The 22,970-nt window shown below is 73.2% G+C and carries 17 protein-coding genes; 7 read left to right on the forward strand and 10 right to left on the reverse strand.

What is annotated here, in order from left to right:
- Positions 1–99: 99 nt before the first annotated feature.
- Positions 100–2,241 carry an N-6 DNA methylase gene (locus tag ACIBTU_RS25265; RefSeq protein WP_399128690.1) on the reverse strand — a complete coding sequence of 714 codons (2,142 nt, stop codon included), beginning with the start codon at positions 2,239–2,241 and terminating at the stop codon, positions 100–102.
- A gap of 222 nt (positions 2,242–2,463) precedes the next feature.
- Between ACIBTU_RS25265 and ACIBTU_RS25270 the strand changes: the two genes are divergently transcribed.
- Positions 2,464–3,279 carry a DUF4190 domain-containing protein gene (locus ACIBTU_RS25270; RefSeq protein WP_399128691.1) on the forward strand — a complete coding sequence of 272 codons (816 nt, stop codon included), beginning with the start codon at positions 2,464–2,466 and terminating at the stop codon, positions 3,277–3,279.
- An 82-nt stretch (positions 3,280–3,361) separates the two neighbouring features.
- On the opposite strand, the gene ACIBTU_RS25275 is transcribed toward ACIBTU_RS25270, so the two are convergent.
- Together ACIBTU_RS25275 and mfd are read right to left on the reverse strand one after the other, a co-directional pair.
- The gene (locus tag ACIBTU_RS25275; RefSeq protein WP_399128692.1) at positions 3,362–4,123 is read right to left on the reverse strand and encodes an N-acetyltransferase; all 762 of its coding nucleotides are present in this window, start codon (positions 4,121–4,123) and stop codon (positions 3,362–3,364) included.
- A 94-nt stretch (positions 4,124–4,217) separates the two neighbouring features.
- Entirely contained in the window at positions 4,218–7,751 is a 3,534-nt protein-coding gene (gene mfd / locus ACIBTU_RS25280) for a transcription-repair coupling factor (protein ID WP_399128693.1), read from the reverse strand.
- Between the two features lie 158 nt (positions 7,752–7,909).
- Here mfd and ACIBTU_RS25285 point away from each other — a divergent pair, with 158 nt between their 5' ends.
- Together ACIBTU_RS25285 and ACIBTU_RS25290 are read left to right on the forward strand one after the other, a co-directional pair.
- Positions 7,910–8,185, forward strand: coding sequence for a type II toxin-antitoxin system Phd/YefM family antitoxin (locus ACIBTU_RS25285; protein WP_384628611.1), 276 nt, complete (start codon positions 7,910–7,912; stop codon positions 8,183–8,185).
- Positions 8,182–8,433, forward strand: a complete 252-nt coding sequence (locus ACIBTU_RS25290; RefSeq protein WP_384628614.1) for a type II toxin-antitoxin system RelE/ParE family toxin — start codon at positions 8,182–8,184, stop codon at positions 8,431–8,433. Before ACIBTU_RS25285 ends, ACIBTU_RS25290 begins: the two co-directional genes overlap by 4 nt.
- A 54-nt stretch (positions 8,434–8,487) precedes the next feature.
- Here ACIBTU_RS25290 and ACIBTU_RS25295 read toward each other — a convergent pair whose 3' ends face one another.
- The gene (locus ACIBTU_RS25295) at positions 8,488–11,073 is read right to left on the reverse strand and encodes an ABC transporter permease (protein WP_399128695.1); all 2,586 of its coding nucleotides are present in this window, start codon (positions 11,071–11,073) and stop codon (positions 8,488–8,490) included.
- Positions 11,070–11,858 carry an ABC transporter ATP-binding protein gene (locus ACIBTU_RS25300; RefSeq protein ID WP_399128696.1) on the reverse strand — a complete coding sequence of 263 codons (789 nt, stop codon included), beginning with the start codon at positions 11,856–11,858 and terminating at the stop codon, positions 11,070–11,072. Before ACIBTU_RS25300 ends, ACIBTU_RS25295 begins: the two co-directional genes overlap by 4 nt.
- A gap of 354 nt (positions 11,859–12,212) precedes the next feature.
- Between ACIBTU_RS25300 and ACIBTU_RS25305 the strand changes: the two genes are divergently transcribed.
- From ACIBTU_RS25305 to ACIBTU_RS25315, 3 genes are all read left to right on the forward strand, one after another.
- A complete protein-coding gene (locus tag ACIBTU_RS25305) occupies positions 12,213–13,724 on the forward strand; it encodes an MDR family MFS transporter (RefSeq protein ID WP_399128697.1) in 1,512 nt (503 codons plus the stop codon).
- Between the two features lie 163 nt (positions 13,725–13,887).
- Positions 13,888–14,262, forward strand: coding sequence for a DUF485 domain-containing protein (locus tag ACIBTU_RS25310; protein ID WP_399128698.1), 375 nt, complete (start codon positions 13,888–13,890; stop codon positions 14,260–14,262).
- Entirely contained in the window at positions 14,259–15,899 is a 1,641-nt protein-coding gene (locus tag ACIBTU_RS25315; protein ID WP_399128700.1) for a cation acetate symporter, read from the forward strand. The genes ACIBTU_RS25310 and ACIBTU_RS25315 overlap by 4 nt, the downstream gene beginning before the upstream one ends.
- On the opposite strand, the gene ACIBTU_RS25320 is transcribed toward ACIBTU_RS25315, so the two are convergent.
- Positions 15,896–17,131, reverse strand: a complete 1,236-nt coding sequence (locus tag ACIBTU_RS25320; protein ID WP_399128701.1) for an MFS transporter — start codon at positions 17,129–17,131, stop codon at positions 15,896–15,898. The genes ACIBTU_RS25315 and ACIBTU_RS25320 overlap by 4 nt on opposite strands.
- Before the next feature lie 21 nt (positions 17,132–17,152).
- On the reverse strand, positions 17,153–17,755 hold the full coding sequence (gene def / locus ACIBTU_RS25325; RefSeq protein WP_399128702.1) for a peptide deformylase: 603 nt from the start codon (positions 17,753–17,755) through the stop codon (positions 17,153–17,155).
- A gap of 67 nt (positions 17,756–17,822) precedes the next feature.
- Here def and ACIBTU_RS25330 point away from each other — a divergent pair, with 67 nt between their 5' ends.
- Positions 17,823–18,257 (forward strand): ArsR/SmtB family transcription factor, encoded by a 435-nt coding sequence (locus ACIBTU_RS25330; protein ID WP_399128703.1) that lies wholly within the window; start codon positions 17,823–17,825, stop codon positions 18,255–18,257.
- A gap of 19 nt (positions 18,258–18,276) precedes the next feature.
- Here ACIBTU_RS25330 and ACIBTU_RS25335 read toward each other — a convergent pair whose 3' ends face one another.
- From ACIBTU_RS25335 to ACIBTU_RS25345, 3 genes are all read right to left on the reverse strand, one after another.
- Positions 18,277–19,182, reverse strand: a complete 906-nt coding sequence (locus ACIBTU_RS25335; RefSeq protein ID WP_399128704.1) for a cellulose-binding protein — start codon at positions 19,180–19,182, stop codon at positions 18,277–18,279.
- Positions 19,183–19,270: 88 nt separating this feature from the next.
- Positions 19,271–20,257 carry an LCP family protein gene (locus tag ACIBTU_RS25340; protein WP_399128705.1) on the reverse strand — a complete coding sequence of 329 codons (987 nt, stop codon included), beginning with the start codon at positions 20,255–20,257 and terminating at the stop codon, positions 19,271–19,273.
- A gap of 80 nt (positions 20,258–20,337) precedes the next feature.
- Complete coding sequence (locus ACIBTU_RS25345; protein ID WP_399128707.1) at positions 20,338–22,965, reverse strand: SUKH-4 family immunity protein; 2,628 nt, start codon at positions 22,963–22,965, stop codon at positions 20,338–20,340.
- Positions 22,966–22,970: the final 5 nt, after the last annotated feature.

Genomic DNA, 22,970 nt, shown 5'->3' on the forward strand with positions numbered 1-22,970 from the left:
GATCGCTCGTGCTGCTTCGTACGACGAGCGTATCGGCCCCTTCGGACAACGTAACCCCGGTCTACCGAACCGTTGTCGGGGCCGCGCTTGCGGTGACGGTCATTCCGGATCGGCGACGCGCTCGCGGGACGGGTGAGCGGCCGGGTCGGCGGCCGGGTCGAGGGTGCCGTCGGTGAGGCCGTCGTGGAGGCCCTGGACGAGCTGTTCGCCCAGGCGGGCGGCCTGGCGCAGGGCGTCCTCGAAGGCGGCGAGGGCCTTGAACCGGGCGCCGTACCCGGCCTGTTCGGACCGGGGCAGGCGGGGCAGCTGGAGGCGGCGCACGTCGAGCCGGGTCGCGGTGGAGGCGTAGCTGCTGGCCTGGCGGTTGTTGGCGGTGGAGCGCAGGAAGCCGGCGAGGAACCAGGGGTCGAGGGCGGCCGGGTCGGGGCGCAGCAGGGCGAGGCCGCGGCCGAGGGCGGCGCCCGCGGTGGCCTCGTCGACGACGCGGACGGTGGCGCCGCCGCCGACGACGGGCACGACGACGTCGCCGGCCTCCAGGAGGACGGGGTCGTCGTCGCCGGTCTGGGTGCCGGAGGGGGCGGTGCCGGTGAGGACGTCGTGGTCGGTGAGCACGGGTACGCGCGCGGGGGCGCCCGGGGCTCCTCCGGTGGCGGCGGTGCGCAGCGACAGGGCGCCCGCGCGGGCGAGTTCGCCGATCGTGGTCTGCGGCCAGCGGACGGGGGCGGGAGCGGGGGCGCCGGGCCGCGGGGTGAGTTTCGTGGTGAGGCGGAGGGTGTCGGCGAGGTCGGCGCGCACGGTGTGCAGTTCGGCGGCGCCGCCGGTGCCCGCGGCGGGTGGCGGGAGGCGGCGGGCGGGGGTGAGGTCGACCTCGTCGTCGAGCAGTTCGATGACGGGGACGGAGCGGGCGAGGCCGGGGCGCTCGGGCAGTGCGCCGTCGCGGTCGAAGGCGCGCCAGGCGTCGAGGACGACGTCCTGGACGGCGGCCCAGGCCTGCTTCTCGCGCATGTCGCCCTCGGCGGTGCCGGTGGTGTCGACGAGGAGGAGCTCGGGGGCGGCGGGGGCGGCCGCCGCGGGGCGGCGCAGCACCCACAGGTGGAGCGGCACGTTGTTGGGCGGGACGGCTCCGGCGGGCAGGGCGATGACGGCGCGCAGGGCGCCGCGGCGCAGGAGGTCGGCGCGGATGCGGCGGCCCGAGCGGCGGGAGGCGACGGCGGGCGGCATGAGCAGGACGGCGGAGCCGCCGTCCTTGAGGCGGGCCAACGCGTGCTGCACCCACGCCAGTTCGGACTCGGTGCGGGCGGGCAGGCCGTACTCCCAGCGCGGGTCGTAGGCCAGCTCCTCGTGACCCCAGCCGCGCTCGTTGAACGGCGGGTGGGCGAGGACGATGTCGGCGCGGACGTCGCCGAGGGCGTCGGCGCGCAGGGTGTCGGCGGCGGCGGTGCGGACGGTGGGGGCGGCGTCGGGAGCCTCGCGGCCGTCGAGGGCGAGGCGCAGCGCGGTGAGGGCGGCGAGCTCGGGGGACGCGTCCTGGCCGTAGAGGCGGTGGGCGGGGCCGGTGCCGTGGCCGCGGGCGGCGTGCAGGAGGGCGCCGGTGCCGCAGGCCGGGTCGAGGACGGTGCCGCCGTCGGGGCTCGCGGGTCCGGCGAGGGCGGCCATCAGCTCGGCGGGGCCCGGCGGGGTCAGCGTGTACTGCCGGGGGTTGGCGTCGAGGTGGCGGCCGAGCAGGAAGGCGAAGGTGCGGCGGGCGCCTAGCTCGGTGGCGAGTTCGGCGGCGGCACGCAGGAGGGGGATCGAGGGGCGCAGGTCGATGGGGCGCGGGGTGGCGACGGCGCGCTCGGTGGCGTGGCCGAAGCGCGGGGTGAGGACGCCTTCGAGGGAGACGGAGAGACCCTCGGCGAGGACCTGGTCGTCGGCCGTCGCGCTCAGGGCGAGCCATTCGGTGGGCCGGTCGTGCACGAGGAGGAGGGTGGCGCCGGCGTGCAGGAGTGCGGTGACGGGGCCCGACGGGTGTCCGGCGAGCTGCTGCCAGACGCGCTCGCGGAGCGGGACCTCGGCGAGCTTGCCCTGGGCGCGGAGCCAGTCCTCGATCTCGGTGAGCGCGAAGGAGGGGCTGGTCTCGGTGCCGCCGACGGGCTTGGGGAAGTCGGCGTGGCGGCGCCGCCAGTTGCTGACCGCGGCGCGGCCGACCCCGGCCAGCCGGGCGATCCCGGCGGCCGTCACCTCTGTCGCGTTCTCCTGCACCGGGCTCGCTCCCCTCGTTCGCGCGCGCGGGTCCGGATGCCGCGTACGTGTGGAGCAGACCCTACCTACTTCCACGTAAGAAGCGCATTCACAGCTGTGTTCACGAAGAAAACCGTGAACGCGGTTGACTCGGTTCACAAACGATGGTGTTCTTGACCCAGCCAACCGCCGGACGATCGGAAAGCCGGGGGGAGGTTGGCGTCTCTCATCACGGAGGAACCCATGTCCCAGACCCAGCAGCAGCCCCAGTACCCGCCGTTCCAGCAGCAGCCGCAGCGGACCGCGCGCAACGGACTGGGGACGGCGGCGCTCATCCTCGGCGTCATCGGCGCCCTGTCCGGGCTGATCCCGATCATGTTCTGGCTGGCCGGCATCCTCGGCGTGATCGCCCTGATCCTGGGCCTGACGGGCCGCGGCCGGGCCAAGCGCGGCGAGGCGACCAACAAGGGCGTGGCGCTGGCCGGCGCACTCCTCGGCCTGGTCTCCCTGGGCCTGTCCGTCTTCGGCGCGTACACGACGTTCAAGGCGGTCGACGACGCGGTCGACGAGATCAACAAGTCGGTGTCGGACACCGGGGCCAAGGGCACGGACAAGGCCGGCAAGGACGACAAGGGTTCCGGCGCGAAGGACGACGCGCCCGCCAAGGGCAAGGCGCTCGACGCCGGTGACTCCGTCATCTACGACGACGACCTGACCATCACGGTGTCGAACGCGGTGACGTGGAACCCGAGCGAGTACGCGGCGGGCCACACCAAGGGCAACCACGCCTACAAGGTGACCGTCACCGTCGAGAACAAGACGAAGGCGAAGTTCGACTCGACCCTGCTGACCGCCGAGGCCCGCGCGGGCAAGGACGGCGTCGACGCGGAGCAGATCTTCGACGAGAAGGTCGGCACGGGCTTCAGCGGCTCGATCCTGCCCGGCAAGAAGGCCACGGTCGTCTACGGCTTCGACGCCCCGGCCGACGCGAAGAACCTGACGGTCGAGGTGTCCCCCAGCTTCGAGTACGACGCGACGCACTGGGACCTGAAGCTGTAACCGTCCCGGTCACCCGGGGGGGGGAGGGTGCGGCGCGTGCTCGCTCGGAGCACGCGCCGCACCCATGTGGTGTGCCGGACGCTCAGAGCACGTGCCGCACCCACACGTTGGGCTCGACGTACACGGCGTAGCCCCGCTCAGGTTCACAGTGCACGGGCACCAGGGCCCCCGGCACCTCGACCGGCCCCGCCTCGTCGAACGGCAGCCCGGTCCACCCCCGCCACTCGGCGGTCGACGCCGACACCGTCATCGAGGCGGCCGCCACCTTCACGACGGTCCCGCCCGCGCGCACATGGACCCGCAGCCACGGATCGTGCGGCAGCCCGTCCGACTCCCGCACCCGGTACGCGTACTCGCTCATCGGCGCCGCCGGCTCCCGGTGCTTGGCACTCGGCCGCACCGGAGCGACGACCTCGCCGAACCCTTTCGCCCGCGCGTTCTCCCGCATCGCGCCGAGCATCCGCCCGGACAGTCCGCGCCCCTGCGCCTCGGGCACCACGCTGATCTCGATGGCGCTGACGGTGTCGGGCACGACCCCGTGCCGCCGGTCGGCGAACGCCCACTGCAGCACCCGGTCCCAGCCCCGGTCGGGCAGCTCACCGTCGCGCCCCGCGCCGCGCAGCGCGAACGGCACGCTGAACCCCTTGGCCACGACGGCCCCCGCCGGATCCGTCGCCACCAGCACGTACTCGGGCAGCTCGGCGGCGATCCGCCCCATGAACGACCAGGCGACGGCGTCGTGCTGCACGTACACCGGCCAGGTGTCCGCCATCCCCCACATCGCCTCCAGCAGCTCCGGCCGCTCGGCGAGCGTGGTGATCGTGAGATCGTCCTGCGCGGTCATGGTCGTACGCCCTTCGAAGACGGCGCCACCCGACGGCCGGATGACCGCCCGAAGGTAGCCGCGGCCCCTGCCGGGCAGCGAACGCTTTTCGCCGTCACGACCCCAGGATCGTCGTCAGGAACTCCCCCACCCACGCCAGCAGTTCACGTCCGACCAGCGGCTTGCCGCCCACCTTCGCCGTCTTCGGGCGCGGGACCAGGATCTGGTGGGTGGCCGGCTTGATGACCGTGCCGGGGTAGAGGCGCTTGAGGCGGAGTTCCTGGGACTCGCGGAGTTCGACCGGGGCGAAGCGGATGTTGGTGCCCTGGAGGACGATCTCGCCGACGCCGCACGCGCGGGAGAGCATGCGCAGGCCGGCGACGAGCAGGAGGTTCTCGACCGGCTCGGGGAGCTTGCCGTAGCGGTCGGTCAGTTCCTCGCGGACCTGGCGGACGTCGTCCTCCGTGTTCGCCGAGGCGATGGCACGGTAGGCCTGGAGGCGCAGGCGCTCGCCGGGGGCGTAGTCGTGCGGGACATGGGCGTCGACCGGGAGCTCGATCTTGACCTCGAGCGGCGGCTCCTCCTCGACGCCGCCCTCGAGGGAGGCACGGTAGTCGGCGACGGCCTCGCCGACCATGCGGACGTAGAGGTCGAAGCCGACGCCCGCGATGTGGCCGGACTGTTCGCCGCCCAGGAGGTTGCCCGCGCCGCGGATCTCCAGGTCCTTCATCGCCACGTACATGCCCGCGCCCATCTCGGTGTGCTGGGCGATCGTGGCGAGCCGCTCGTGAGCCGTCTCCGTCAGCGGCTTCTCCGGCGGGTAGAGGAAGTAGGCGTAACCGCGCTCCCTGCCCCGCCCGACGCGGCCGCGCAGCTGGTGGAGCTGGGAGAGTCCGAAGTTGTCGCCGCGCTCGACGATGAGCGTGTTGGCGTTGGAGATGTCGATGCCGGACTCGACGATCGTCGTCGAGACGAGGACGTCGAACTTCTTCTCCCAGAAGTCCACGACGACCTGTTCCAGGGCCTGTTCGGACATCTGGCCGTGGGCCGTCGCGACGCGCGCCTCGGGCACGATCTCGCGCAGCCGGGCGGCGGCGCGGTCGATCGACTCGACGCGGTTGTGGATGTAGAAGACCTGGCCCTCGCGCAGCAGTTCGCGGCGTACGGCCGCGCCGATCTGCTTCTCCTCGTAGGGGCCGACGAAGGTGAGGACCGGGTGGCGCTCCTCGGGCGGGGTGGTGATCGTGGACATCTCGCGGATGCCGGTGACCGCCATCTCCAGGGTGCGGGGGATGGGGGTCGCGGACATCGTCAGGACGTCGACGTTCGCGCGGAGCTTCTTCAGCTGCTCCTTGTGCTCGACGCCGAAGCGCTGCTCCTCGTCGACGATGACCAGGCCCAGGTCCTTGAACTTGGTCTCGGAGGAGAAGAGGCGGTGGGTGCCGATGACGACGTCGACGGAGCCCTCGCGCAGGCCCTCCATCGTCGCCTTCGACTCGGTCTCGGTCTGGAAGCGGCTGAGCGCCTTCACGTTCACCGGGAACTGGGCGTAGCGCTCGGAGAACGTGCCGAAGTGCTGCTGGACCAGCAGGGTCGTGGGCACGAGGACGGCGACCTGCTTGCCGTCCTGGACGGCCTTGAACGCGGCGCGGACCGCGATCTCCGTCTTGCCGTAGCCGACGTCGCCGCAGATCAGACGGTCCATCGGGACCGTCTTCTCCATGTCGTCCTTGACCTCGGCGATCGTGGTCAGCTGGTCGGGCGTCTCCGCGTACGGGAACGCGTCCTCCAGCTCCCGCTGCCACGGAGTGTCCGTGCCGAAGGCGTGCCCGGGGGCCGCCATGCGGGCCGAGTACAGCTTGATGAGGTCGGCCGCGATCTCCTTGACGGCCTTCTTGGCGCGCGCCTTCGTCTTCGTCCAGTCGGCGCCGCCGAGCCGGTGCAGCGTCGGGGCCTCGCCGCCGACGTACTTGGTGATCTGCTCCAGCTGGTCGGTCGGGATGTAGAGGCGGTCGCCGGGCTGGCCGCGCTTGGCCGGGGCGTACTCGACGACGAGGTACTCGCGGGTGGCGCCCTGCACGGTGCGCTGGACCATCTCGATGTAGCGGCCGACGCCGTGCTGCTCGTGGACGATGTAGTCGCCGGACTCGAGGGTGAGCGGGTCGATCGTCTTGCGGCGCCGGGCGGGCATCCGCTGCCCGTCCTTGCCCGCGGCGCGCTGCCCGGTCAGGTCGGTCTCGGTGAGGACGGCGACCTTCAGCTCCGGATGCACGAAGCCGTACTCGAGGCTGCCGCACGCCACCTGGACGACGGACGGGGCGAGCGTGGTGAGGTCCTTGTCGAGGCGGGCCGGGACGCCCTCGCCGCCGAGCACCTCGACGGTGCGGGTCGCGGGGCCGTGCGCCTCGGTGACGAACACGGTGCGCCAGCCGTCGGCGAGCCAGCCCTTGGTGTCGGCCAGCGCCTTCGCGGTGTCGCCGCGGTACGTCTCCGGGGCGTGCAGGCCGAGGTGCAGCGTGTCCGCGCCGGCGGCCGTGGCGTCGGCGGCGAACGGGGACACCGACCACCACATCATGCCCAGCTCACGGGCCCGGTCCCGGACGTCGGCGATGGAGCGCAGCGAGGCCGCGCCCACGTCGATCGGGGCGTCTCCGCCGGTCGCGGACGCGGCCCAGGACGCCTGCAGGAACTCCTGCGAGGTCGCCACCAGGTCGGCGGCGCGGGTGCGGACCCGCTCGGGGTCGCAGACGACCGCCATCGCGTCCTTGGGCAGGACGTCGATCAGCAGTTCCATGTCGTCGACGAGGACGGGGGCGAGGGACTCCATGCCCTCGACGGCGATGCCCTCGGCGATCTTCCCGAGGAGTTCGCCGAGCTCCGGGTGCTGTTCGGCGAGCTCGGCGGCCCGGGCCCGGACGTCGGCGGTGAGCAGCAGTTCGCGGCAGGGCGGGGCCCACAGGCCGTGCTCGGCGATCTCCAGGGAGCGCTGGTCGGCGACCTTGAAGTAGCGGATCTCCTCGACGTCGTCGCCCCAGAACTCGACGCGGAGCGGGTGCTCCTCGGTCGGCGGGAACACGTCGAGGATGCCGCCGCGGACCGCGAACTCGCCGCGCTTCTCGACGAGTTCGACGCGCGCGTACGCGGCGGCGGCGAGCGCTTCGACCGTCTCGCCCAGGTCGGCGCTCCGCCCGCTGCGCAGGGCGACGGGCTCCAGGTCGCCGAGGCCCTTGACCTGCGGCTGGAGCACGGAGCGGATGGGGGCGACGACGACGGAGACCGGGCCGGTCTCGGGGTCGTCGGTGCTCGGGTGGGTGAGGCGGCGCAGCACGGCCAGGCGCCGGCCGACGGTGTCGCTGCGCGGGCTGAGCCGCTCGTGCGGCAGCGTCTCCCAGGACGGGTACTCGGCGACCGTGTCGGGCGGCAGCAGCGAGCGCAGGGCGGCCGCGAGGTCCTCGGCCTCGCGGCCGGTGGCGGTCACGGCGAGGACGGGGCGCCCCGCCTCGCGGGCCAGCGCGGCCACCGCGAAGGGGCGGGACGCGGGCGGGCCCACGAGGTCGACGTGCATGCGGTTGCCGTCACCGGCGGCCTTCACCGCTTCGGCGAGGGCCGCGTCCTTGACGACGGCGTCGAGCAGTCCGTGCAGGCTCATGGGGGCGCTTGGCCTTTCCGGTTCCGTGGGCGCGCGGGCGCAACGCGAAGGACCCGACACGTGGGACGGGCCGGGGGGTCTCCAGCGTACGTCGCCGGGGAGACTGTCGCCCGAACGAGGGACTGCACCGAAGATGCGGGAAGAGTACAGTTTCGTACATGAGTGAGACGCTGCCCATCACCGAGGCCCGTGCCAAGTTCGGCTCCCTGGTCCGCCGTACGGCGCACGCGCGCGAGCGCATCACGATCACGGATCACGGTCAGCCCGCGACGGTGTTCATAAACCCCAACGAGCTGGCGGAGCTGGAGGAACGGGTGCTGGAGCTGGAGGAGCAGCTGGCCGTCTCCCGGTACCGGTCCGAGAAGGAGGCCGGCACGTTCGTCGGCGTACCGCACGACGAAGTCGGAAAGCTCCTTGGACTGGAGGGCGAGTGAGCTACCGCATCCTCTGGCACGAGCGGGCGACCAGCGCCGCGGTGCGCTTCCTCAAGGAAGACCCTGACGGGTTACGTCAGGTCTACGCGGCAGCGGATCTGCTCGCCGAGGATCCCCGCCCGAGAGGGACCACGGCCTATGGCTCTCCCGAGCTCCGTCGCATGCACGTCGGGCGCTACCGCCTCCTCTACGAGATCGACAACGGCACCATCACGGTCGTCGTTCTGAACATCGGGCGCATTCCCTGAGCACGACGAGAGGCCCGGCGTCTGCCGGGCCTCTCGTTTCGTTCACTCCGCGACCTACTCCGTAGCGATCGCGTTCAGGACGTTCATGCGGCCCGCGCGGAAGGCCGGGATCAGGGCGGCGAAGAGGCCCACGAAGGCCGAGCCGATGAAGACCGCGATGATGGTCGGCCAGGGGATCTCCAGGACGCCGAGGCCCTCCAGGGCCAGGAGCTTCTGGGCCGTCGCGCCCCAGCCCATGCCGAGGCCGAGGCCGAGCAGGGCTCCGAAGAGGGCGATGACGACCGACTCCAGGCGGATCATGCGGCGCAGCTGCCGGCGGGAGAGGCCGATGGCGCGCATGAGGCCGATCTCGCGGGTCCGCTCGACGACCGACAGGGCCAGGGTGTTCACGACGCCGAGGATCGCCACGATGATCGCGAGGGCGAGGAGCCCGTAGATCATGTTGAGGAGCTGGCCGACCTGGTCCTTCAGGGTCTCCTTGTAGTCGGTCTGGTCCTTGACCTTGACGGTCGGGTCGGCGGCGACGGACGACTTCAGCGCCTTGTAGGCGGCGTCCTCCTTGCCGTCGGCGGCCTTGGCGAACATCATCCCGTTGAGCGGCACCCGGTCCCCCGGCAGGTACTGCTCGGCGGTGGCGACGTTGGTGTACATCGCGCCCTTGTCGAACGCGGTGTCGTCCGAGGTGATCGCCGCGATCTTCAGCTTGGCCGTGGAGCCGTGATGGAAGGCGACGGTCATCGTGTCGCCGACCTTGAGGTGGTTGCGCTCGGCGAACTCGGAGCCGACCGACATCGCGTTCTTCCCGTACGCCGCCGAGAGCTCACCCGAGGTGGCCTCGCGCCGCAGGTCCTGGGTGTAGCTGGGGCTGGCCGCGGAGAGCTCTTCCTCCTCCTTGACGCCGCCGGGGGTGGTGAGGGTGGCCTTGACCCACTTGACCTCGGTGACGTGGGAGACGAGCCCGCCGTCGCGGACCTTCTTCAGGGCGTCGGAGGCCTGCGGCTTGATGCCGCCCTGGCCCTCGACGATGAAGTCCGCGCCGACCGACTTGTCGAGCTGGTCGGTGGCCGAGGCGACCATCGAGGAGCCGACGACGGAGAGGCAGGCGACGAGCGCGAGGCCGATCATCAGGGCCGCGCCGGTGGCGCCGGTGCGGCGCGGGTTGCGCAGCGCGTTGCGCTCGGCCATGCGGCCGACGGGGCCGAAGAAGCGGAGCAGTACGGCGCTGATGACGCGGACCACGACGCCGGCGAGCAGCGGGCCGACGACCACGAAGCCGATGAGCGAGGCCACGATGCCGGCGCCGAGCCACAGCGAGCCCTGGCTCGCCTTGTCGGCCTGGGTGGCGAGGTAGAGGGCGAAGCCGCCGCCGCCCGTGAGGAGCAGGCCGATGACGGCGCGGACGAGTCCGGCCTTGGCGTCGGCCGGGGTGCCGGCGTCGCGCAGGGCGGCCATCGGGGAGACCTTGCCGGCCCGGCGGGCGGGCAGGTAGGCGGCGAGGACGGTGACGACGATGCCGAGGAGGAGGCCGACCGCGGGGGTCGTCCACTTCACGGTGAGGTCGTCGGTGGACAGGTCCATGCCCGCGGCGGACATGAGCTTCATGAGGCCGACGGCGAGGCCCACACCGGCGCCGACGCCGACCACGGAGCCGACGACGCCGAGGAGCAGCGCCTCGACGAGGACGGAGCGGTTGACCTGCTTGCGGGAGGAGCCGATGGCGCGCATCAGGCCGATCTCGCGGGTGCGCTGGGCGACCAGCATCGAGAAGGTGTTGATGATGAGGAAGATGCCGACGAGGAAGGCGATGCCGGCGAAGCCGAGGAGGGCGTACTTGATGACGTCCATGAAGGAGCCGACGTCGGAGGCGTTGTCGTCCGCGGTCTGCTGCTGGGTCTGGATCTTGTAGGTGCCGCCGGAGAGTTCCGCGGTGACGTTCTTCTTGAGCCGGGTGTCGCTGACGCCGTCGGCGGCGGCGACGTTGATCTGCGTGAACTGGCCGGTCTTCCCGATGAGTTCGCGCTGGGCGGTGGCGGTGTCGAAGTAGACGACGGCCGCGCCCGGGTTGGTGACGGTGAAGGAGGCGATGCCGCTGATCTTCGCCTTGATGTCGCCGGAGACGGAGATCGTGCGCAGCTCGTCGCCGAGCTTCAGGTGGTGCTTCTTCGCGGTGTCGGCGTCGACCATGACCTCGGTGGGTCCGCGCGGGGCGTGCCCGGAGGTGATCTCCATGGAGCGGAGGTCGTTGTGGGTCCAGTTGCCGGCGATGGTCGGGGCGCCGTTCTCGGAGCCCATGTTCTTGTTGTCGGCGTTCACGACGGTCACGTTCATGGAACTGACCGCGCCCTCGGCCGACTTGACGCCGTCGGCCTGCTTCACGGTGGCGAGGAGGGACGCCGGGAGGGCGTCGGGCCGCCCGGTGTCGTTGCCCTCGACCTCGGAGTCCTTGGGGCTGACGGTGACGTCGGAGGCGGTGGCCGTGAACAGCTTGTCGAAGGTCTTGTCCATCGTGTCGGTGAACACGAGGGTGCCGGTCACGAAGGCGACGGACAGGAGGACGGCGACCGCGGAGAGGGCCATGCGGCCCTTGTGCGCGAAGAAGTTGCGCAGCGAGGTCTTCAGGACGGTGTTCGCGGCACTCATGACGTACGGCCCCGGGCGTCGAAGTCCTTCATGCGGTCAAGGACGGCGTCGGCGGTGGGCCGGAGCATCTCGTCGACGATGCGGCCGTCGGCCAGGTAGAGGACGCGGTCGGCGTAGGAGGCGGCGACCGGGTCGTGGGTGACCATGACGATGGTCTGGCCGAGCTCGTCGACGGAGCGGCGCAGGAAGCCGAGGACCTCGGCGCCGGCCCGCGAGTCGAGGTTTCCGGTGGGCTCGTCGCCGAAGATGATCTCGGGGCGGGCGGCGAGGGCGCGGGCCACGGCGACGCGCTGCTGCTGGCCGCCGGACAGCTCGGTGGGCCGGTGCTTGAGGCGCTCGGCGAGGCCGACGGTCTGCACGACGCGGTCGAGCCACTGCCGGTCGGGCTTGCGGCCCGCGATGTCCATGGGCAGCGTGATGTTCTCCAGCGCGTTCAGCGTCGGCAGCAGGTTGAAGGCCTGGAAGATGAAGCCGATGCGGTCGCGCCGCAGTTGGGTCAGCTTCTTGTCCTTCAGGCCGGTGATCTCGGTGTCGTCGAGGTAGATCTGGCCCCCGGTGACGTTGTCGAGCCCGGCCAGGCAGTGCATGAGCGTGGACTTGCCGGAGCCGGACGGGCCCATGATCGCGGTGAACTGGCCCCGGGCGATGTCGACGTCGACGTGGTCGAGCGCGACGACGCGGGTCTCCCCCGTCCCGTACGCCTTGACGACCTGCCGCGCCCGCGCGGCGACGGCCGTCAGCCCTCCGGTGCCCCCGTGCCTGGGAATGGTCACAGCCGATGTCACGGTATGTCTCCTAAGTCGGTCACGCAGCGACGATGTCGTGGGCCGGTGCGCGGTCGCGGATCTACGGGAAGTGCCAGGCCGTGTCCGGCCCTGCGGTGTGCGTTCAGTCTGGTCGGGCGGGGGGTCCGGGCGCGCTGGTGGAAGTCACCCTCTTTCCCGGGGGAAAACCCCACCCCTCGACGGTAGGAAGAACCCCCGGCCCGCTCGTCCTCCAGGGGGACGAACCGTCCCCGGTCCGTTGTACGGAGCTCCCCCTAGGGGAGGTCCACCCTTCGGTGGAGCTCTACTCAGGGTCGTCTCCACCCGCTTAAGCTCCGCCGTGCAAGTAGGTGCAGGGGGAAAGGATTTCCGCAGGTGAACTCGTCCGTGGCCGAAGGGGCCTCTGACCGGCGGCGCGGCGCGGTCGTGGCCGCGCTGATGCTGTCGATGGCGCTGGCCGCGCTCGACTCCACCATCGTCTCCACCGCCGTTCCGCAGATCGTCGGGGACCTCGGCGGCTTCACCGTCTTCTCGTGGCTGTTCTCCGGCTATCTCCTCGCGGTGACGGTCACGCTGCCCGTCTACGGGAAGCTGTCCGACACCCTCGGCCGCAAGCCGGTGCTGATCGCGGGCAGCGTCCTGTTCCTGATCGGCTCGGTGCTGTGCGCGTCGGCCTGGGACATGGGCTCGCTGATCGCGTTCCGCGTCGTGCAGGGGCTGGGCGGCGGCGCCATCCAGGGCACCGTGCAGACGCTCGCCGCCGATCTGTACCCGCTGGAGGAGCGCCCGAAGATACAGGCGAAGCTGTCGACGGTCTGGGCCACCTCGTCGGTGCTCGGCCCGGCGCTCGGCGGCATGCTCGCCTCCACGGCCGGCTGGCGCTGGATCTTCCTGATCAACGTGCCGATCGGCGCGGTCGCGCTGTTCTTCGTCGTACGTCATCTGCACGAGCCGCGCCGGGAGCGAGGGGCGCGTCCCACGGTCGACTGGGCGGGCGCCCTGGCCGTGTTCGCGGCGGGCGGCGTCCTGCTGACCTGGCTGGTGCAGGGCGGCGTCGCCTGGGCCTGGGTCTCCCTCCCCTCGCTGGGCCTGCTCGCCGCCGGACTCGCCCTGGTCGGAGCCGTGTTCCTCATCGAACGGCGGGCCGCCGAACCGATCCTGCCGGGCTGGGTGTGGCGCCGCCGCACCATCGCCGCGGTCAATCTGGCGCTCGGCTCGCTGGGCCTGCTGATGGTCGCCCCGACGGCGTTCCTGCCCACGTACGCGCAGTCGGTGCTCGGCCTTTCGCCCGTCGCGGCCGGGTTCGTGCTGTCCGTGATGACGCTGAGCTGGCCGGTGTCGGCCGCGTTCAGCCAGCACGTGTACCGCAGGATCGGCTTCCGGAACACCGCGGCGCTCGGCATCACCGGCGCCCTCGCGGTCCTCCTCGCCTTCCCGTTCCTGCCCTACCCGGGCTCGGCCTGGCAGCCCGCGCTGCTCAGTCTGCTGCTCGGCGCCGCCCTCGGACTCTTCCAACTGCCGCTCATCGTGGGCGTGCAGTCCACGGTCGACTGGTCGGAGCGCGGCACGGCCACCGCCTCCGTCCTCTTCTACCGGCAGATCGGCCAGACCGTAGGCGCCGCCCTCTTCGGCGCCGTCGCCAACGGCGTGATCGCCGGGCGGCTCGGGGCGGACACCGACCTCGACTCGGTGGCCCGGGACCCGGACGCGGCCGGGGTGCGGCCGGCGATCGACGCGGCCGTGGACAGCGTGTACCTCGGCGCGGCGGGCGCCGCGGCGGTGGCCCTGCTGGTCCTGCTGACCCTGGCCCCGCGCCGCTTCCCGGTCCTCGACCGCCCGACACCGGTACCGAACCACCAGAACCGCACACCGGAACCAACCGACTGAACCGAAGTGAATCAACCGGCGGAATCGAAGAGAACCGACCGACCGGACAGTCTGCCGAAAGACTCCCCAAGGCGACTACCTGCGAGTAACGTTCCGGCTCCCACCCCCTCCCTGCGGTCCGTCACCGTCCCCGGCGGACCCGCGCCGCGCAAGGAGAACCGGGATGCCGCACCCTGCCCACGCCCACCGGTCGCACGCCTACCGGCTCCCCCGCCACCCCGACCTGCCGCCGCCCGGCGGCCCCGCGCCCGAACTGCGGCTGCTGCGCACCGCGTACCGCCGGCAGCGCCGCGTGGCCACGCTCACCGCGCTCGGCTACTTCACCTCGTTCCTGCTCCTGTCCGCGTTCGCGCCCACGTTCATGAACCGCTCCGCGCACGGCGGCCTGTCCACGGGCCTGCTCATCGGCCTGTGCCAACTGCCGGTAACGGGGCTCGCGTTGCTCCTCTACGAGCTCACGGCCCGGCGGCGCGTCGACCCGCTCGCCCACCGGCTGCGCCGCCGCGGCCGCGACGCGACGGGAGGCACCCCGCGATGAGGGACGTGTCCTCGGAGTCCATGGCCCTGGTGGCCTTCACCGCGGTCGCCACCATCACGCTACTGCTCTGCGTCATGACCGGACCCGACCGCGACGACCTGGAGGAGTTCTACACCGGCTTCGGGTCCCTGAGCCCGATGCGCAACGGGCTCGCGATCGCCGGTGACTACATCTCCGCGGCCAGTGTCCTCGGCACCGGCGGCGTCATCGCCCTGATGGGCCACGACGGCATCGTGCTGGCGCTCAGCACCGCGCTCTCCCTGATGCTGCTGATGTTCCTGCTGGCCGAACCCCTGCGCAACGCGGGCCGGTTCACGATGGGCGACGTGTTCGCCCGGCGCACCCCGGGCCGCGCCGTCCGCGTCACCGCCTGCGCCGCCACCCTCGTCGCCCTGCTGCCCATCATGCTCGTCCAGCTCGCGGGCGCCGGCGACCTCATGGCCTTCCTGCTCGGCTTCACCAGCCAGAACTTCCGCACCGGCTGCGTCCTCACCCTCGGCGCCCTGATGATCGGCTACGCGGCGATCGGCGGCATGAAGGGCACCGCCCTCATCCAGATCCTCAAGATCGTGATGCTGCTCGGCTCCGGCGCCGTGGTCGCCGCCCTCATCCTGCGCCGCTTCGACTGGGACCCGGGCGCGCTGCTCGCCGCGGCGGCCGGGCGCAGCGAGGCCGGCCGCGCCTACCTCACCTCGGGCCTGCAGTTCTCCGGCGGCCCCAACCCCCGCCTGGACATGATCAGTTCGGAGCTGACCGTGGTCCTCGGCGGCGCCTGCCTCCCCCACGTCACCATGCGCATGTACACGGCGCGGCACGCACGCGAGGTGCGCCGCTCGATGTCCTGGGCGGTGTCCTCGGTCGCCGCCTTCGTACTGATCGTCTCGGTCGTCGGGGTCGGCGCCGCGGCCCTGGTCGGCCGGGACGCCATCGCCGCCGCCGACCCGCAGGGCAACACGGCGTACCTGCTGGGCGCGCGGGCGGCGTTCGGCCCGGCGATGACGACGACCGAGTCGCTGCTCTTCACCGCCGTCACCACGGCCCTGTTCCTCACGCTGCTCGCGTCGGTCGCGGGCATGATCCTGGCCTGCGCGAACACCCTCGCCCACGACGTCTTCGCCCACCGCGGCGCGGAACCCTCCCCGCGCCGGGAACTGAAACTGGCCCGTCTGTCGGCCCTCGCGGTCGGCGTCCCCGCGATCCTGCTCGCCACGGTCGTCCAGCACCGCAACCTGCAGCCGCTGGTCACCCTGTCCTTCTGTCTGGGCGGCTCGGCCCTGGCCCCCGCCCTCGTCTACAGCCTCTTCTGGCGCCGCTACACCCGGGCGGGCCTGCTGTGGACGCTGCTGGGCGGCTCGGCGGCCTGCCTGATCCTGATGACGGGCACGAACCTGGTCTCGGGCAGCCCGGCTTCGATGTTCCCGGACCGGGACTTCAACTGGTTCCCGTTCACCACGACCGGCCTGGTCTCCATCCCGCTGGGCTTCCTCCTCGGCTGGCTGGGCACCGTCCTGACCCCTCCGCGCGCGCAGCGCGAGCAGCAGGCGCGGTACGAGGCGGTGGAGGGCTGGATCCTGGCGGGCGCGCCGGTGCCCCAGCAGCCCGGCCCGCCCCCGACCCGCGGTCGCGGCCGGCTCTAGGTCGCGGCCTGGTCGGTCGCCGGCGCCGCTTCCCGGGCCGTGGCCCGGGTGCGCTCGGCCCAGGACGCCACCAGCGGGCCCGCCAGGCCGAGGGCCGCGAAGAAGACGCCGAGCAGCAGCCACCCGGTGTGCCCGAGGGCCAGGACCGCGCCGGTCAGGACCAACGGGGCGAGCGCCTGGCCCGCCTCGAAGCCGATGCCGAACAGGCCCTGGTACTGGCCCTGCGCGTGCTCGGGCGCCAGGCCGAAGCCGAGGGCGAACCCGGCCGAGGACTCCCACACCTCCCCCAGGCTGTGGGCGACGACGGCGAGGACCGCGAGGACCGCCGCCACCCAGGCCGGGACGTCGGCGGTGAGCGCCATCAGCGGGCAGCTGACGAGGAACAGCAGCCCGGCGAGACGGAACGCGCGCCCGCCCTGCCGCGGCGTCTCCACCTTGGACCCGAGCCGGCTCTGCAGCAGCACGCAGACCCCGCTGTTGATCGCGTAGACGGCGGCGACGGTCCAGCGCGGCGCGTCGGTGTGGGCGCTGAGCCAGATCGGCAGCAGCAGCGACACCACCTGGTACTGGAGGCCCATGGCGCTGTAGAGCGCCACGAACGCCACGAACGGGCGGTCGGCCAGGACGGACCAGCGGCGGTGTTCCGCGGGCCGGGGCAGCGGCCGGTAGTTCGGGACACCGAGGAGTCCGATCAGGCCGGCGCCGGCGAAGCTGGCCGCGTTGGCGAGGATCAGCGTCGTGTAGGCGGCGCGGGTGTCGATCTGGAGGGCGACGCCCGCGCCCAGGGTGCCGACGACGACGCCCAGATTGACGAACGTGCGCAGCCGGGCCCGGAAGGCGGCCGGGCGCTCCCCGCCGGAGCGCGCGACCAGCGCGCCGCCCGCCGCACCGCCCGCCGAGGCGCCCAGCCGGTCCAGCGTGGCGAGGAGCGTGAACACGAGCCAGGAGTCGATGAGGACGAACGCCGCCATCGTGACGGCCTGCACGGCGACGGCACACAGCCAGACCGTGCGCGGCCCGTACCGGTCGGCCAGGTTCCCGGCCGGCACCCCCGCCGCCATCCCGACGAGCCCGGCGATCGTCAGGCCCGCGCCGACCTGCGTCGCGGGCAGATGCACGACGAGCGTGAAGTAGAGGACGGAGGCCGCGTTGAACAGGCCGTTCCCGATCCGGCTGACGAAACTGGCCGCTATCAGGGCCCGCTGAGCCCCGGTCTCCCCCCGCGCGATCATGCGGCAGAGGGTAACAGCGCCCTATTTCCCCAGCGCCTCGGCCGTCTTCGCCCGCCGTGCGAGCACTCCGTCCCGCAGTTCGGCCATCTCCCGCAGCGCGTCGCGCCGGTCGCGGCGGGTGAGCCGGTCCACGTAGAGGCGGCCGTGGAGGTGGTCGGTCTCGTGCTGGAGACAGCGGGCGAAGTAGCCGTGGCCCTCGACGACGATCGCGTTCCCGTCCTTGTCCTGTCCCCGGACGACGGCGTGGTCGGCGCGCGGGACCGGCTTGTAGGGGCCCGGCACGGAGAGGCAGCCCTCCATCTCGTCGACCAGACGGCGCGTGGCGACGGGCTCCTCGTCGAGCACGGGGTTGAGGACGTGCCCGGTGTGCCGGACGCCCCAGTCGTCCTCCATGTCCCAGACGAACAGCCGGAGATCGACGTCCACCTGGTTCGCCGCGAGCCCCGCGCCGTGCGCCACGTGGTTCGTGGCGAACATGTCGTCGATCAGCTGGTCGAGCTCCGGGGTGCCGAACTCGGCGTCGGTGGCCGGGCGCAGGCTCCGGTGCAGGACGTCCTCCCCGATGACCGTGATGCGCCGCACCGCACCCCGCTCGACCTCCGGCAGCAGCCCTTCCGTACCCATGCCCCTCAACTCCCCGATCCGCTTCCGCACTTGACCTGACGCTTTGCAAGGTAGCAGTATTTGCAAAGTGACCGAGGAGAACGAGAAGACCGACGCGGCGACGGGCCATAAGACGCTGCCCGACCACCCCGTGCGCATCGCACTGCTGGACCTGCTCGCCGAGCTGGGCACCGTCACCTCCACCCAGGCGGCGGCCCGGCTCGGGCACAGCTCGGGCCTGTGCTCGTTCCATCTGCGCCAGCTGGCCCGGCACGGGCTGATCGAGGAGGCCCCGCACGGCGGCGGCCGGGTCCGCCCGTGGCGGCTGCGCTGGGACGACCCGCGCAGCCCCGCCCGGGCCACCGCGCGCACGGTGAGCGCCGAGCTGTTCCTGACGCCGGACGAGGCCGACGAGCTCGCCGAGCGGGTACGGGCCCTGACCGCCCCGTACGCCCACCGCACCGCGCACCCGGAGGGCGCGGCCCGCTGGACCCTGGACGCGTCCTTCCGGCCCGCCCCCTGATCCGGCGCGGGCGCTGTCCCTACGAGGAGGGGTCCGGGTCCATCGCCCGGCCGGTCAGGGCCGCGAGCGAGCTGCGGACGTGCTCCATGTGGTCGCGGACCTCCTCGCGGGCCTCGTCGTGCTCGCCCAGGATGCGCTCGGTCTCCTCCGCGATGCGCCCGGCGCGGGCGCGGGCCTGCTCCAGCAGTTCGGCGGCCTGCGCGTCGGCCTCCTCCTGACCGCGCCGGGCCGACTCCTGCGCCTCGGCGAAGGCCTGCTTCGCCTCCGCGAGGCGGGCCTCGGCGGCCGCCTCCGCGGCGAGCTCGCGCTCGGTCGCGGCGCGGTCGGCGGCGGCCAGTTCGCGCTCGGCGGTGTCGAGACGTCCCGCCTGGTCCTCGGCCTGGTCGGCGAGGAGGGTCTCGGCGCGGCGCCGGGTCGCGTCGAAGTCCGCGAGCGCCTCGTCGCGGGCCCGCTTCGCGTCGTGCCGGGCCAGCGTGCGGATCCCGTCGGCCTCGGCCCGCGCCGCGGTCTCCCGGGCGTCGGACCACTCGGCGGCCCGCTCGCCCACCCCGTCGGCGTGCGCGCGGGCGGCGTCGCGCAGCGCCTCGGCCGCGCCGGTGGCGGCCCGCGCGGCGGCCTCGGACTCGGCGCGGGCGGCGTGCCGTACCGCCGCGGCCTCCTCCTCGACGAGGTCCAGCAGGCCGCGGGCCCGCTCGCCCAGGGACTCGTAGGTCTGCGGGGCGAGCCCGGCGACGGCCTCGCGCAGCCGCTCCACCTCCGCGACCAGCTCGGCCTCCCGCCCGGTCAGCCCGTCGATCCGCGCCCGCGCCTCCTCGGCCGCCCGGAACAGACCGGCCGCGTACTCCTCGACCTGCTCGGGACGGTAACCGCGCCACCCCCGTACGACGGCGAACCCGAACGGCGAGGACGGCGTACCCGATGCCATCTCGACCCCTCTCCCAGATAGGCGACACAAACGCGACACAAACGCACCACAGGTGACACACCGGTCGACCCGCTCGGTCAAGGATGCGTCAATTGCCGCCGAAAGTCGGAATCGCGCGATCATCACGGAGGGCGTCGAAGAGCCGCTCGGCCCTCGCCTCGTCCCACACGACGACGTCACCGACCCCCGGCAGATCCGGCTCGGAGGCCACCGGCACGGTCGTCGTGGCCTTCGGATCGGACAGCTCGCGGCCCATCTCCGTCAGCTCGGTCAGCCCGGTCCGCCGGTCCACCGTGAGCGCGTCGAGGACGGCGCTCAGAAACGGGATCACCTTCCAGGGCAGGGCCAGTACCGACGCGCTGAGCGCCTCGTCCGCGATCGCGTGCACCAGTTCCCGCTGCCGCTCGACCCGCCCGAGGTCGCCGCGCGGGTCGGAGTAGCGGGCCCGCGCGTACTGGAGGGCCTGCACCCCGTCCATCTTCTGGCAGCCCGCGTCGAAGTCCGCGCCCGACTTCGGATCGTGCAGCCCCCCGGCGGGCACGCACAGGGTCACCCCGCCGAGCGAGTCCACGACGTCCACCAGACCCAGGAAGCCGATCTCCGCGTAGTGCCCGATCCGCAGCCCCGTCGCCTGCTCGACCGTCCGCGTCAGCAGCCGCGGCCCGCCCAGCGCGTACGCCGCGTTGATCTTGTTCTTGCCGTGCCCCGGGATCGACACGTACGAGTCGCGCGGGATCGACACCAGATACGGGCCGTTGTCCCCGTAGTGCAGGATCATGATCGTGTCGGTGTTCAGGCCCTGGTCGTTGCCGACGTGCAGCTGCTTGCGCTGTTCGGGCGTCAGATCGGAGCGCGAGTCCGACCCGACGAGCAGCCAGTCGCTGCCGTGCCCCGCCGCGGGGCGCCCCGGGTAGTCGCCGAGCGCGTCCGTCGTCTGCAACCGGCCGTCGGCCCAGAAGTACAGGCCGGCCCCGTAGCCGACCACCACGACGATCACCAGGAGCAGGGTCCACAGGACCCGCCTCGGCCAGCGCCGCCGTCGCACGGGACGCGCCCGCGCCGGATTCCCCGCCATGCACGCATGATGAGGGCGCCCGACCGGTCCCGCAGGTCGAGCGCCCTCGTCATGTCCTTCGTGATGCGTGCCCTACGCGCCTACAGCAGGCCGTCCCACATCTGCTCCAGGAGCACCGACCACCAGGTCTCGGGCGAACCGAGCGCCGCCGGGTCGATCGCGTTCAGCTGCGCCTGGAAGTCGACCGTCCAGCGGCCCGCCTGCTCCGGGTTCAGCCCGAAGCGCAGCCGCCACATACGGCCCAGCAGCGCCAGCGAACGGGCGAACTCGGGCAGCCCCGAGTTCACGAACTGCGGCGGCACCGGGCCACCGCCCGGACCCGCCTCCACCGGCACGGCCACGATGTGCGCCGTCCCGTACTGGACACAGACCGCCTTGCCGAAGTCGCTGCCCATCACCAGGTACGAGCCCGCGTCCGAGGCCGGCTGCACCCCGCGCTCCGCGGCGAGCTCCGCCAGCGTCGGCACCGGGCGGCCCGGCTGGGCCTGCGCCCAGAAGAACGGCCCGAAGTCCGCCGGAAGACCCGCCACGACCAGGACGTGCGCGACCACGTCCGGGACGCCCTGCCGCGACACGGCCCGCTGGTCGAACCGGAACACACCCGGACCGAACGCCGCGCCCAGCTCCTGCGCGATGCCCTCCGGGGGCACCGGCGGCATCGGCTGGGCCGGCGGCAGCGGCGCCCGCACCGGGGCGGGCCGCGCCGGACCGTCGGCCACCTGGTGCAGCTCGCCCTGGTGCGCGATCAGCTGCTGCATGCCCTGCTGACGCGACGCGTGATCGGCGCCGTACGGCGCGATCGACGTGATCCGCGCCTGCGGCCACTGCTCCTTGATCATGCGGGAGCAGTACGCGCCGGGCAGCGCGCAGGACTCCAGCTCCGTATGGAGCTCGAGCACCTGGTCCGGCGGAATGTTCATCCCGCGCAGCTCGTGGAAGATCTGCCACTCCGGGTGCGGCATGCCGGGCGCCGAGCGCCGGATCAGCTGCTGCTCGGAACCGTCGGGCGCGCGGTAGCGCAGCACCGCCTGGTAGCCGGGGCCCACGGTGGGCTGACCGGCCGGCGGCTGCGGATACCCGTACGCGGCCGGCGGGGCACCCGGGATCTGCTGCCCGGCCATCGGCGGCGGCATCGCGCCGGGCGGCGGAGGCGGCACCGGACCCGGGGCGGCCGGAGCCGGCGGAACCGGGCCGGGCGGCATCGGACCCTGCGGGCCCGGGCTCGCGAGCATCGTCGCCGCGTGGTGCACACCGCCACCGGGCGGCGGAGGCGTGGCACCGGGCGGCTTCGGCGCGCCGGGAGCACCGGGCGGGCCGGGCGGCGGCGGGGTCTGGCCACCGGGAACACCGGGGGCGCCGGGCGGACCCGGAGGCGGCGGCGTCTGACCGCCCGGACCCTTCACCGGCGGGCCCGCCAGCATCGTCGCCGCGTGGTGCACACCGCCACCGGGCGGCGGAGGCGTGGCACCGGGCGGCTGCGGCGCGGCGGGCGGCTGCGGAGCGCCCGGCATCTGCGGCTGCCCGTCGGGGCCGAGCGAGGACACGAGCTGCGTCGGCACGTAACCGCCCGCGGGCGCGCCCGGAGTGCCCGGGGCACCCGGAGGCGGCGGCGTCTGACCACCGGGAGCACCCGGAACGCCAGGGGCGCCGGGCGGCGGCGGAGGGTTCCCGGCGCCACCGCGCGCCGGCGGCTGGGCCTTGCTCGTCGCGGCGTCCGCGATGTCACCGGCGCCGGGCGCCAGCGGCCGCCCGGACGCGTCCCGCGCGCCGGGTCCCTGCGGATAACCGTACGAAGGCGCCTCGGGAGCACCCGGGGCGTGCGGCGCGGGCGGCATCGGCGCGGCCGGCGGCACGGGGGTGCCCGGCGGCGGCGTACCCGGCACGGCCGTGCCCGGAGCGGGCGGCGCCATCGGCGCGGGCCGCTCCTCGCGCAGCGCCGGGCTCACGGCGGTCGGCGGCAACTGGCTGCCGCCCGACATCAGCGCGGTCTTCGCCTCCGGAGTCACCCCGGGCGGCGGGGTGTCCTCGGACAGCGGCGGCGAGAACACGGTCTCCGGCAGCGGAACGGACCGGTCCTCCTCGTCCCCCACCCCGTTGGTGTCCGTCCCGGCCCACGGCGTGGCATCGGAACCGGCCCCCGGGAAGCCCTGCGGCTCCACCGGCGAGGGCGAGGCAGGCGCACTCGGGAAACCCTGCGTCTCGGCGACAGCCGGGGCGGCCGGGGCCGGAGGCTCGTACGGAGAAGAAGAAGGAGCGGCCGGGGTAGAAGGCGCGGGCGCCGACGGAGCCGCAGCCCCCGAACCGCTGTCGCGGTTCTCACGGCGGTCCGGGATGCCCAGCTTGTCCGCCGCCTCCTGGAGCCACTCGGGCGGGCTCAACAGGAACGACGTCTGGTTCAGATCCACCCGCTCGGGCGGCCGCGCGGCCGCCGGCTCCGCGGGCGCCTCCGGCAGCCCGTACTCCTCCTCGTACCGCCGGATCACCTCACCCACCGGCAGCGCCGGCCACAGTGTGGCCTCCCCGCTGTCCCGGGCGATCACCAGCCGCTGACGCCCGCCGTCGGACACCGGACCGGTCTCCCGGTCCTCCGCCCACACCACGAACCCCAGCTCGAACTCCCGCACCCGCACCTCACGGTGCTGGTAACCGGGCACATCACCGTTGATCCATTCCTCGGCGCGCTCCTGCGCCTGCGCGAACGTCACCATCGGAG

The sequence above is a fragment of the Streptomyces sp. NPDC050145 genome (genome assembly GCF_044460245.1).
Taxonomy (GTDB): domain Bacteria; phylum Actinomycetota; class Actinomycetes; order Streptomycetales; family Streptomycetaceae; genus Streptomyces.

Excerpts from the sequence above, each read along its gene's own strand:
- ACIBTU_RS25340 (WP_399128705.1), bottom strand. The coding sequence starts at position 20,257 with ATGGCGGGGAATCCGGCGCGGGCGCGTCCCGTGCGACGGCGGCGCTGG.
- mfd (WP_399128693.1), bottom strand. The coding sequence starts at position 7,751 with ATGAGCCTGCACGGACTGCTCGACGCCGTCGTCAAGGACGCGGCCCTC.
- ACIBTU_RS25270 (WP_399128691.1), top strand. The coding sequence starts at position 2,464 with ATGTCCCAGACCCAGCAGCAGCCCCAGTACCCGCCGTTCCAGCAGCAG.
- ACIBTU_RS25315 (WP_399128700.1), top strand. The coding sequence starts at position 14,259 with ATGAGGGACGTGTCCTCGGAGTCCATGGCCCTGGTGGCCTTCACCGCG.
- def (WP_399128702.1), bottom strand. The coding sequence starts at position 17,755 with ATGGGTACGGAAGGGCTGCTGCCGGAGGTCGAGCGGGGTGCGGTGCGG.
- ACIBTU_RS25295 (WP_399128695.1), bottom strand. The coding sequence starts at position 11,073 with ATGAGTGCCGCGAACACCGTCCTGAAGACCTCGCTGCGCAACTTCTTC.
- ACIBTU_RS25345 (WP_399128707.1), bottom strand. The coding sequence starts at position 22,965 with ATGGTGACGTTCGCGCAGGCGCAGGAGCGCGCCGAGGAATGGATCAAC.
- ACIBTU_RS25285 (WP_384628611.1), top strand. The coding sequence starts at position 7,910 with ATGAGTGAGACGCTGCCCATCACCGAGGCCCGTGCCAAGTTCGGCTCC.
- ACIBTU_RS25275 (WP_399128692.1), bottom strand. The coding sequence starts at position 4,123 with ATGACCGCGCAGGACGATCTCACGATCACCACGCTCGCCGAGCGGCCG.
- ACIBTU_RS25335 (WP_399128704.1), bottom strand. The coding sequence starts at position 19,182 with ATGGCATCGGGTACGCCGTCCTCGCCGTTCGGGTTCGCCGTCGTACGG.
- ACIBTU_RS25320 (WP_399128701.1), bottom strand. The coding sequence starts at position 17,131 with ATGATCGCGCGGGGGGAGACCGGGGCTCAGCGGGCCCTGATAGCGGCC.
- ACIBTU_RS25310 (WP_399128698.1), top strand. The coding sequence starts at position 13,888 with ATGCCGCACCCTGCCCACGCCCACCGGTCGCACGCCTACCGGCTCCCC.